Annotated in this window: 9 protein-coding genes; 6 read left to right on the top strand and 3 right to left on the bottom strand. The window is 37.9% G+C overall.

Annotation, left to right across the window (positions count from 1 at the left end):
- On the top strand, positions 1-232 hold a 232-nt coding region (locus FW754_RS16115), incomplete at its 5' end, for an ankyrin repeat domain-containing protein (protein WP_446325216.1).
- Between the two features lie 317 nt (positions 233-549).
- On the opposite strand, the gene FW754_RS16110 is transcribed toward FW754_RS16115, so the two are convergent.
- A complete protein-coding gene (locus FW754_RS16110) occupies positions 550-1239 on the bottom strand; it encodes a TIGR04219 family outer membrane beta-barrel protein (protein WP_409512919.1) in 690 nt (229 codons plus the stop codon).
- Positions 1240-1377: 138 nt separating this feature from the next.
- Here FW754_RS16110 and FW754_RS16105 point away from each other — a divergent pair, with 138 nt between their 5' ends.
- The 4 genes from FW754_RS16105 to FW754_RS16090 all read left to right on the top strand — a co-directional run bounded on the left by FW754_RS16105 (position 1378) and on the right by FW754_RS16090 (position 5456).
- On the top strand, positions 1378-2823 hold the full coding sequence (locus FW754_RS16105) for an aldehyde dehydrogenase family protein (protein WP_446325215.1): 1446 nt from the start codon (positions 1378-1380) through the stop codon (positions 2821-2823).
- A gap of 67 nt (positions 2824-2890) precedes the next feature.
- A complete protein-coding gene (locus FW754_RS16100) occupies positions 2891-3478 on the top strand; it encodes a DUF1287 domain-containing protein (RefSeq protein ID WP_446325214.1) in 588 nt (195 codons plus the stop codon).
- A gap of 344 nt (positions 3479-3822) precedes the next feature.
- Complete coding sequence (locus tag FW754_RS16095) at positions 3823-5301, top strand: sodium-dependent transporter (RefSeq protein WP_419349767.1); 1479 nt, start codon at positions 3823-3825, stop codon at positions 5299-5301.
- An 11-nt stretch (positions 5302-5312) separates the two neighbouring features.
- Positions 5313-5456 carry a methionine/alanine import family NSS transporter small subunit gene (locus FW754_RS16090; RefSeq protein ID WP_409512915.1) on the top strand — a complete coding sequence of 48 codons (144 nt, stop codon included), beginning with the start codon at positions 5313-5315 and terminating at the stop codon, positions 5454-5456.
- Positions 5457-5675: 219 nt separating this feature from the next.
- Here FW754_RS16090 and rsmB read toward each other — a convergent pair whose 3' ends face one another.
- The gene (rsmB, locus tag FW754_RS16085) at positions 5676-6986 is read right to left on the bottom strand and encodes a 16S rRNA (cytosine(967)-C(5))-methyltransferase RsmB (RefSeq protein ID WP_409512914.1); all 1311 of its coding nucleotides are present in this window, start codon (positions 6984-6986) and stop codon (positions 5676-5678) included.
- The gene (fmt, locus tag FW754_RS16080) at positions 6986-7945 is read right to left on the bottom strand and encodes a methionyl-tRNA formyltransferase (protein WP_446325213.1); all 960 of its coding nucleotides are present in this window, start codon (positions 7943-7945) and stop codon (positions 6986-6988) included. The genes rsmB and fmt overlap by 1 nt, the downstream gene beginning before the upstream one ends.
- A 596-nt stretch (positions 7946-8541) precedes the next feature.
- Here fmt and FW754_RS16075 point away from each other — a divergent pair.
- On the top strand, positions 8542-10089 hold a 1548-nt coding region (locus tag FW754_RS16075; RefSeq protein WP_446325212.1), incomplete at its 3' end, for an ESPR-type extended signal peptide-containing protein.

Here is a 10089-nt window from a genome sequence, read left to right as displayed (position 1 = left end):
AGGTGAAATTGAACAAGTGAAAGCCTTACTTGAGCAGGGCATTGACCCCAATCAGACCGATGATGAAGGCTATAGTGCATTGCAGGCAGCCGCTGAAAATGGTTATTTGGAGATTGTTCAATTACTTATTCAGCAAGGCGCAGATGCACATTATAAAAGTGAATATACAGCCTTACAGCTCGCTGAAATGGCCGATCAGCAACAGATTGTTGAGTATCTCATGAACTTATAAGGTTCAATTCATAAAAACTACGTAATAAAAAAGAGAACCCCATCTTCCTGATGAGGTTCTCTTTATATACATGTATTAGGTAAACTCCTGTTCTACCTTACTTCCTGTTAATCAGACCAATTATTGTTGTTTTTTGTCTGGGAAACTTCCTGTTCCCTATACAAGTAGAATACGATTGATCATAAAATCGGAACAGATGTTAATTACGGTAGTCTTTGTAAGTTTTTACGTACAAAAAAGCAGATCGTCTGATCTGCTTTAGTAATGATTAGGATGATTCGCTTTCTTAATTAAATACTTTAATTGAGTATTTTCAATTAGAAGTGAGCATCTAGACCAATATAAGGGCCTTTAAACTCAAACTTCATATCACGGCTTTCTGTATCATCTAATTCAATATTTAAAATACGATAGCCTGCTTTTAAGCCAACATCAGCAAGCATGCTTTGTATAAAATTGTATTGAATTTCTGCTTGAGCGTCAGTGATTTTTACATCATTTACATTGGTATAAGTGGCTTCAGCTTTCGCATTTAAACCTGTGAAAGGTAATTTTACGCCCGCCGCAGCATAAATAATTGGTGCATATTCATCGACATTGAGTGATTTACCAAATTGTTTTACATCACCATTTAAACGTGTTGCACCGACACCAATATCAGCATCTACAATATTGTCGAGTATTTCATAATAAAGAATTAAATCGGTATGATCGAGTTTAAGTTCTGTATTTGCTAGACCGTATTGATCTGCTTCAGTATCGAAATTAAGCTGTGTATATTTTGCTTTGATATTTGGAATAAGTGGAATTGGGTGCTCAAAAGCAGCAGAAATTTGCACTGTACCATCACGGTCAATATCTTGATCTGCTAGGTTTTTTTCATCAATATTGGCTTTGCCATCGACATTCCAATAGCTAATATCACCTTTTAATCCGATGAAATCTGCTTGTGCAAATGAACACAAACCTAAAGTTACTGCTAAAACGGATAATTGAATATTTTTCATAATGCTCTCATTGGTGGAAATGACATTTTCATTCCCTTGTTTTGTTACTGAAACACCTTTCATTCGGTTTCAATATGAGCGCATGATATAGCGGTTGAAGTATTTTTTCATTATCAGAATGTATATAAAGAGGAAATCATGACCTTGTCTACGCAAGAAATTTTAGAATTACCTTTGTATGTCGCTGGAAAAGCGGTTAAAACAACACAATGGTTAGATGTACATTGTAAGTTTAGTGGGAACATTTATGCACGTGTAGCATTGGCAGATGATAAGGTCTTAGAAAGGGCTATTTCAGCAGCGGTAAAAGCTGAACAAGAAATGGCAGCATTAAAGCCCTTTCAAAAACAAAAGATTTTATTGCATTGTGTTAAGCGTTTTAATGAAATGCGTGATGAACTGACAGAATTATTAATTCTTGAAGGCGGTAAACCTCGTAATGCAGCGGCAGCAGAAGTTGAACGCTTGATTAATACTTTTCAAATCGCGGCAGATGCTGTTTCTACACTTGATGAAGGTCGCTTAATGCCTTTAGCTGTGACTGCAGCAGCAGGGTCATATCGTGGGATGGTGCGGAATATCCCTATTGGGGCTGTATCGTTAATTAGCCCTTTTAATTTTCCATTAAATTTAACCGCACATAAAATTGCACCTGCAATTGCAGCAGGTTGTCCATTTGTTTTAAAACCTGCAAGTTTAACGCCAATCTCTGCTTTAAAAATTGCCGAAGTTTTAGCGGAAACTGATCTACCTAAAGGCGCATTTTCAGTATTGCCTTGTCAGCGTGAACATGCTGATATTTTAGTGACCGATGACCGTTTTAAGTTGCTCAGCTTTACGGGTTCTGACCAAGTAGGTTGGGACATGAAAGCTCGCGCAGGTCGTAAAAAAGTGACTCTAGAACTAGGTGGCAATGCAGCGGTACTCATTGAACCTGATACTGAAGTAACTGATGCTTTGATTGATCGTATTATTGGTGGGGCATACGGACATGCAGGTCAGGTATGTATTAGCATACAACGTATTTTAGTGCATGCCGATATTTACAGCGATGTGAAGAAAAAATTAGTCGCTAAATTGAAAAAAATTAAAGCCGCTGATCCATCTTTAGATACAACGCTTGTCGGGCCAATGATTAAAGAAGCTGAAGCTTTACGTCTGAAAAAATGGGTCGATAAAGCCGAGAAAAAAGGCGCAAAAATTCTCAGTGGTGGTGTGTTGAGCAAGAACATATTTGAACCGACATTACTTGAAAATGTTGATGAAGCTTCAGAAGTTTATAAAGATGAAGCTTTTGGACCTGTTGCTATTTTAGAAAAGTATAAAGATTTTGAAGCAGGAATTTCCACCATCAATAAGAGTCGTTTTGGCTTACAAGCGGGTGTGTATACGCAGAATCTTAATAAGATGCTGTATGCATGGGATCATTTGCATGTTGGCGGTGTAATTATTAATGATATTCCAACATTCCGTGTCGACAATATGCCTTATGGTGGTGTGAAAGATTCAGGTTTAGGGCGTGAAGGCATTCAGTCTGCGATCCGTGATATGCAAGAAGAGCGTTTATTGGTGATTAAACAATAAAATGAATTTTAAGGAGCTTCGGCTCCTTCTTTTAGTTTTGAATTTTAGATTTTGAGGAGATATAACGATGATTAAAGTCTCTATTGTACGATTAACATTTTCACTTTTTCTATTGCTACTGAGCCTACAACTTTGGGCTTTTCAGTCTACACAATTGGTAAAAGATGCACGTTCTCAAATTGGACAAACCTTGTATTATGATCCGGCTTATACAGCTTTGAAGTATCCAACGGGTGATGTGCCATTGATTAAAGGTGTCTGTACCGATGTTGTGGTACGTGCTTTGCGTCATCAAAATATTGATTTACAACAGCGCATTCATGAAGATATGAAAGAAAATTTTAAAAATTATCCCCAAAAATGGGGGCTGAAAAGTCCCGATAAAAATATCGATCATCGACGTGTGCCGAATATTCAGACCTATTTTCAACGTCAAGGTTATGTAGTGAAAGATCAGAATTTCAAAGCTGGCGATATTGTCACTTGGGATTTAGGTAAAGGTTTAGTACACATTGGTATTGTTTCAAATCAAACCACTTTATTTTCTAAAACACCTTTGATTATTCACAATATTGGTCGAGGAACTCAGGAGAATGATATTTTGCATGAGTATAAGATTACAGGTCATTATCGCCTTCCGATTCAACTTAAATAGATTAGCTAAAAGTTGAATATAGTCTGGCTTTAGAGCATGAGTAAAAAAAATAGCCTAAAAAAACGACCAATAGCAGTTGAATGCTTAAATTATTCAGTAGAAAACGGTACAAATTACAGAAAAACTTAAGAAAAACAGGTATTGTTGCATCATTAAACAGTGATTTTTGCTGGCGTTCTTTAACCAAGAATGCTAGTAGGATGACTGGTTTGCAATGATAACAAAGTGCTCAAAAGGCGCTGTTGAATTCAAACAACAAAATTTAAATTCTCGGTACTTTTTTATCCGCAATATGACCAATAACAAGCGGAAAAGAAGGCATCTACAAAAAAATTAGGTGTTTTATGACAGATTCTCGTGAGAACTGGACATCACGATCAGGCTTTATCATCGCAGCGGTTGGATCTGCTGTAGGGCTAGGTAATATTTGGCGTTTTCCTTATGTTGCGTATGAAAATGGTGGTGGTGCATTTTTAATTCCATATTTGATTGCATTAATTACTGCGGGTTTACCGCTGTTATTTTTAGATTATGCGACAGGACATAAAAATAATACTTCTCCTCCAAAAGCGTACCGTGCATTATTTAAAGGTGGTGAAACGTTAGGTTGGTGGCAAGTATGTGTGTGTATCGTGATTGGTTTGTACTATGCGAGTGTACTGACTTGGGCAGGAAGTTATGTTTACTTCTCTGTGGGACAAATGTGGGGAAGTGATCCTGAAAGTTTCTTCTTCAATACTTATTTGCAAACGTCAAAAGCATCAACCTTTGATTTTCAATTTGTCAGTCATTTATTTTGGCCGATCACAGGAATTTGGGTACTTACACTGATCATTTTATTTGGTGGTGTGAAAAAAGGGGTTGAACTTTCCAATAAAATTTTTATGCCTTTACTCTTCATTTTGTTTACGATTCTTGTGATTCAAGCATTACGTTTACCGGGTGCAGCTCAAGGCTTAAATGCATTTTTTACCCCGAACTGGTCTGCGATGATGGACTATAAAGTTTGGCTTGCGGCTTATGGTCATACCTTCTTCTCGTTGTCTGTGGGTTTTGGCATCATGGTGACTTATGCCTCTTATTTAAAGCCAAAAACTAATTTGACAGGTTCGGGTCTGATTGTTGGTTTTGCCAATGCATCGACTGAAATTTTGGCAGGTATTGGTATTTTTGCGGCATTGGGCTTTATGGCTTTTGCAGCAGGAAAACCTGTTGATCAAGTTGTGAGTGGTGGTATTGGTCTTGCATTTATTGCATTTCCTAAAATCATTTCAAGCCTAGGTTCAGGTGCAGATTTATTTGGCTTATTATTCTTTACTTCGCTTTTCGTTGCGGGTATTTCTTCAATGGTTTCGATCCTTGAAGTGCCAATTGCAGCAATGCAAGATAAGTTAAAGTGGAGTCGTAAAAAAGCGGTAGCCATTATTGGTGGTGGTAGTGCGCTTGTTTCAATCACTTTATTTTCAAGTGTTAATGCGATTAAACTTGTTGATATTATTGACCATTTTATCAATAACATCGGCATTATCGGTGGTGCTTTATTGTCAATTATTACTGTAGCTTGGTTCAAGCGTTCAGCATTGATTGAGCTTCGTGATCACGTGAACCGTATTTCTACTGTTCAATTGGGTAAAGGTTGGGATTTCACACTGACGGTTATCACATCACTAATTTTACTTGTGACATTGTGTATGACAATCTTTAGCTTAGTGACCAAAGGTTATGATACTTATAGCTCAAGTATGTTGATGATTTTTGGTTGGGGCTGTGTGGCATTCTGTGCGGTTGTGGCACTTGTACTTAGCCAAGTTAAAGATCGATAAGGAGCTGAACAATGAATACTTCTGCAATCATTATGATGATTATTTCAATGGTTTTTCTTTGGGGGGGGTTGATTCTTTCGATCTTACACTTGATGAAAAACCCTGAAGAGCTCGATGACGTTCTTGAAGATATAAAAGATCAACATACCCTTTAATTTTGTATTTCAAATACAAGTTTAAGCGTTAAAAAAAGCAGGCTTTTAAAGCCTGCTTTTTTGTGTCAGTTTTTTAAATCCTCCCCCCCTTGCGAAGCAATGCTTCTCACCTTTTTCAAAGGAGGGAGCTTTCATCAACGAAAACTTATTGATATTGATGATTTTCCTTCTTTTTAAAGATGAGCAACGAAGTTGCCCAAGAGGGAGATTTTTAAGATTTTATGCAATCTTTTCAATACGGCAATAATAGAAACCATCACCATGACCGACTTGTGGTAAAAGCTGACGACCGTGAATTTGTTCAATGCCCCAATCCGCTTCAATTTTTACTTCTTGCGCATTGGCATGATGAGCAAAGAACTCAATCATTTGCTGTTCATTTTCAGCTTTTAAAATAGAACAAGTAATGTAAAGTAAAGTACCACCAACTTTCAGTTGCGACCACATATTTTCCAAAATTTGCTTTTGTAAAATCACAGTTTTTGCAATGTCAGTAGACTGACGCAATAAACGAATGTCAGGATGGCGACGAATCACACCCACTGCAGAACACGGTGCATCAAGTACGATACAATCTGCAAGCTCAGGTGCTGACCATTTTGCAGCATCTGCAGTAATAACGTCAACGTGTTTACCATCAAGCAATAAACGATCTAGATTTTCAACTACACGCTTTAAGCGCTTTTCATCTTGATCAAGTGCAATCAATTTTTTCACATCAAAAGTTTCTAAGATATGTGCAGTTTTTCCGCCAGGTGCAGCACAGGCATCAATCACAAACTTACCATCTAAATTTGGCAATAATGTTGCACAAAGCTGAGCGTGTTCATCTTGTACTGAAAAACCACCTGCTTCAAAACCAGGTAAACTTGGAATATGCAGGCTTTCATCCATCACAATACCGACTTTAGAAAGTTCACAACGATGCGCATCGATGCCTTCATCTTCCAAAATATCGAGGTATTCTTCACGGCTAACTTGGCGAGTATTGACACGTAAAGTCAGTGGTGCAGTTTGTTTTAATTCATAGCTGAGTTCAGCCAAACGTTCTTCGCCCCAATCTTTTTTCAGGCGTTTAGCAAGCCAACTTGGTAGGTTTGATGCCTGCTCAAGTACATCATAAAATTGTTCAGACTCGCGTGTAGCACGACGTAATATTGCATTTACCACACCGCTTAAACTTTCCATTCCCAATTGTTTGGTAGCTTCAACAGTTTCTGAAATTGCAGCATGAGCAGCGACACGTGTGCAAAGTAATTGGTATAAACCCAAATATAAACACGTTTCAACAAGTTCATTTTCAAGTGGTTTTGCAAGCAATGGTAATGTCACTTGTTTTAGCGCATGCCATTGACGCAAGCAACCGTAAACCAACTCATGATAGAGCGCACGGTCTTTGTCTGACACGATATTGATATGCTGATTTAAAACTGAAGAAAGCGATTGACCATTTTGGACAGCCAATAACGTTTTCACAACCTGAGCACGTAAGTTTAAGTTTTTACCTGAGGCGTGGGGAGATTGCTTCATTATAGAATGTGTCCAACAGTAAGTTTTTGAGTTTGATTAATTTGTACAGCGTTTAGGGCTTTGCCACCCGGCCATTGTAAATTGGTAATGCAAATACAGCGTTGATCGCCACATGCGACATGCACGCCATGTTTATCGAGAAGTACAATTTCGCCTGCTTGAGCTTGCCCTGCATTGACATCTGACAATGATGAATTCCAAATACGTAAGTTGTTATTTTCATCGAGCGGTGTAAATGCGACAGGCCATGGATTAAAAGCACGAATATTACGGTCAATAGCAACTGCGGATTGTGACCAATCAATTTGCGCTTCAGCTTTTGTTAATTTATGTGCATAAACTGTCAGTGCTTCATCTTGCACTTCACGATTATCTAAAGCAGTTTTGAGCGTATCTTCAGATTGTAAAACAGTACAAATGGCTGTCGCACCTTGTAGCGCAAGTTTGTCATGTAGGCTTGCCGATGTGTCATCTGAGGTAATTGGGCAAATGGTTTTGAGCATCATATCACCTGTGTCTAAACCTGCCGCCATTTTCATAATGGTCACACCTGTTTCTGCATCACCTGTGGCAATTGCACGTTGGATAGGTGCAGCACCTCGCCAACGAGGTAATAGTGAACCGTGAATATTGAGGCAACCATATTTGGGTGTGTCTAAAACCACTTGCGGCAAAATAAGTCCATAAGCAGCAACGACCATGACATCGGCATTTAAAGCTTTGAGTTCTGCTTGTGCGGCTAAACCTTCTTCTGTTGAAGATTTAAAATGTAAAGGTTGATAAACAGGAAGATCATGTTCGAGTGCCAATTGCTTTACGGCAGAGGCCGTTAGTTTTTGCCCACGACCTGCTTTGCGGTCAGGTTGCGTATAGACAGCAACAATTTCATTGTTGGTATTTAACAATGCCGCCAATGCACTTGCAGCAAATTCAGGCGTACCTGCAAAAATAATTCTCAAAGCTCTGGCTCGATATAAAAGATCTGGTGTTGATTATAGCAAAGCTATTTTTATGAAATACTAATAAATGATCACAAACATAATTTAGAAAAAAAACAAAGTTAAATTATGTAAACTAATCAATTATAAAATGTAGTAAAAATAAGAATAAAAATGCCAAAAAAAGTCACAAATAGTCAATAAAGGTAATTTATTTCAAGTTATTTTGAATTTAAATTTAATAATAATTGGTATTTTTTAATATTTTGAATCAAATATATATATTAATAAACATAATGAATTTAATGGAAAATGAACATAGTGGATGCTAGTGACGTTTTTGAAATAAAAAAGCCAATTATTTCACATAAAATTGATTGCTTTTTTTGTGAACAGATTGTTAAATAAGGGAAACGGTTTGTATGAATTATGTGCAAAAGTAAGGGGTATAAAAATCTACGCACACAAAAAACACAAGACTACAGGTAATAACAATCTGTAGTTTGAAAAGGAATAAGCAAAAAAAGATCAAGTTACAGAACAATTCTGTAGCGAAAACTAATGAGTGTTTGCAGACCAAAAAATATTCTGCAACCACGAACCAATAGGAATACATAATGAACAAGATTTATAAAGTCATCTGGAATGCTACTTTGGGGACGTGGGTTGCAGTGTCTGAACTCGCTAAAGGTAAAACAAAATCTTCTAAAGTCACGGTAATTATTGGTGCTACAACTGTTGCCTTGATGGTAACTTTTAGTCCAAATGCGATGGCCGCATGGAATAATACAGGAACGGGGGCTGGGAATAGTTCTTATGGGACGGCTGGTAATGGTAGTATTGCTATAGGAACAAATACCTATACTTATCAAGATGGGGGTACAAAAACTGCAAATGGTAATGCTAGTGCTTCGGCAGTAACTACCACAAATCAGGGAATACTAGATCGTCGAGCAGGCAGTGGAAATGTTGCCTATGTCATGAATGGTGGAACTGTACTAGCTACAAGCATTGCAATTGGAGCACAAGCGAGTGTAGATGGCAGTGGAGGACTAGCTCTTGGTGCTTACAATGTGGTTGCTACTGGAACAAATGGAACATCAGGTTATGCTATTGGATTAGGTAACTCTGTTGCAGGTTCTTATGGTGTAGCGCTAGGAACAGGCAATACGGCAAATGGTCTATCTTCAACATCTATTGGTACTGCTAACCAAGCGAATGGTAATACTGCAATATCTATGGGGCGTCAAAGCTACGCTACAGGTGATTTTAGTATTGCAATGGGGAATATCGCAACAGCGAGTGGTGCAAATGCAATAGCTTTAGGAAATACTGCTGGAGCTATTTCCAATAATAGTATTGCACTTGGAGCAAATGCAGATGCTGGTCGATCAGGAGGAGTAGCTGATGTTAATGCGATAGCAATTGGGCAAGATACAAAAGCATATGCGTATAGTATTGCACTAGGTACAGGTGCAAATGCTGATAATGCTGGATATTTACGCACGGACGGCGGTATTGCAATTGGTAATGATGCAACAGCTGGTAATATTAAAAGCGGTATAGCAGTTGGTAATAGTGCAAATGCAAGTTTAGATAATTCAGTTGCATTAGGGAATAATTCAAAAACAATCGCGATGTCAAAAGCGGCATACCTTACAAATCAGGCTACTACAGCTGCTGTAGGTGTAGTTTCCGTAGGTTCTGATACACAAAAACGTCGTATTCAAAATTTAGCGGATGGTGCTGAAGATACAGATGCTGTAACAGTTGCACAGTTAAAAGCAACGAATCTTAAATATGAGGGTGATGTTAGTACAACAAACTCAGTAACGACTGGAAATAATTTCGCTAGAAAAATTGGGGAAACCTCAAAAATTGTAGGTGGTGTAACAGATACAACAAAACTCGCTGATAATAATATTGGTGTTGTTTCTAATGGGACGGACACACTTACAGTTAAGTTAGCTAAAAATATTACTATTGATAGTGTTACCACAGGGAATAGCAAACTTGATAATTCAGGCTTGGTTGTAAAAGATGCAACAGGCGGATTGAGTGTTACCAAAGATGGTATGCAATTCGTTAATGCGGATGGTACGACACAGACGCCAAATACAGCGAGTATTAGCAAGACTGGCGGTATAAATGCTGGTAATAAAGTA

This window comes from Acinetobacter sp. 1207_04, assembly GCF_052850415.1.
Note: the sequence above shows the minus strand (reverse complement) of the source record. Positions and strands in the feature narration are given on the sequence as shown.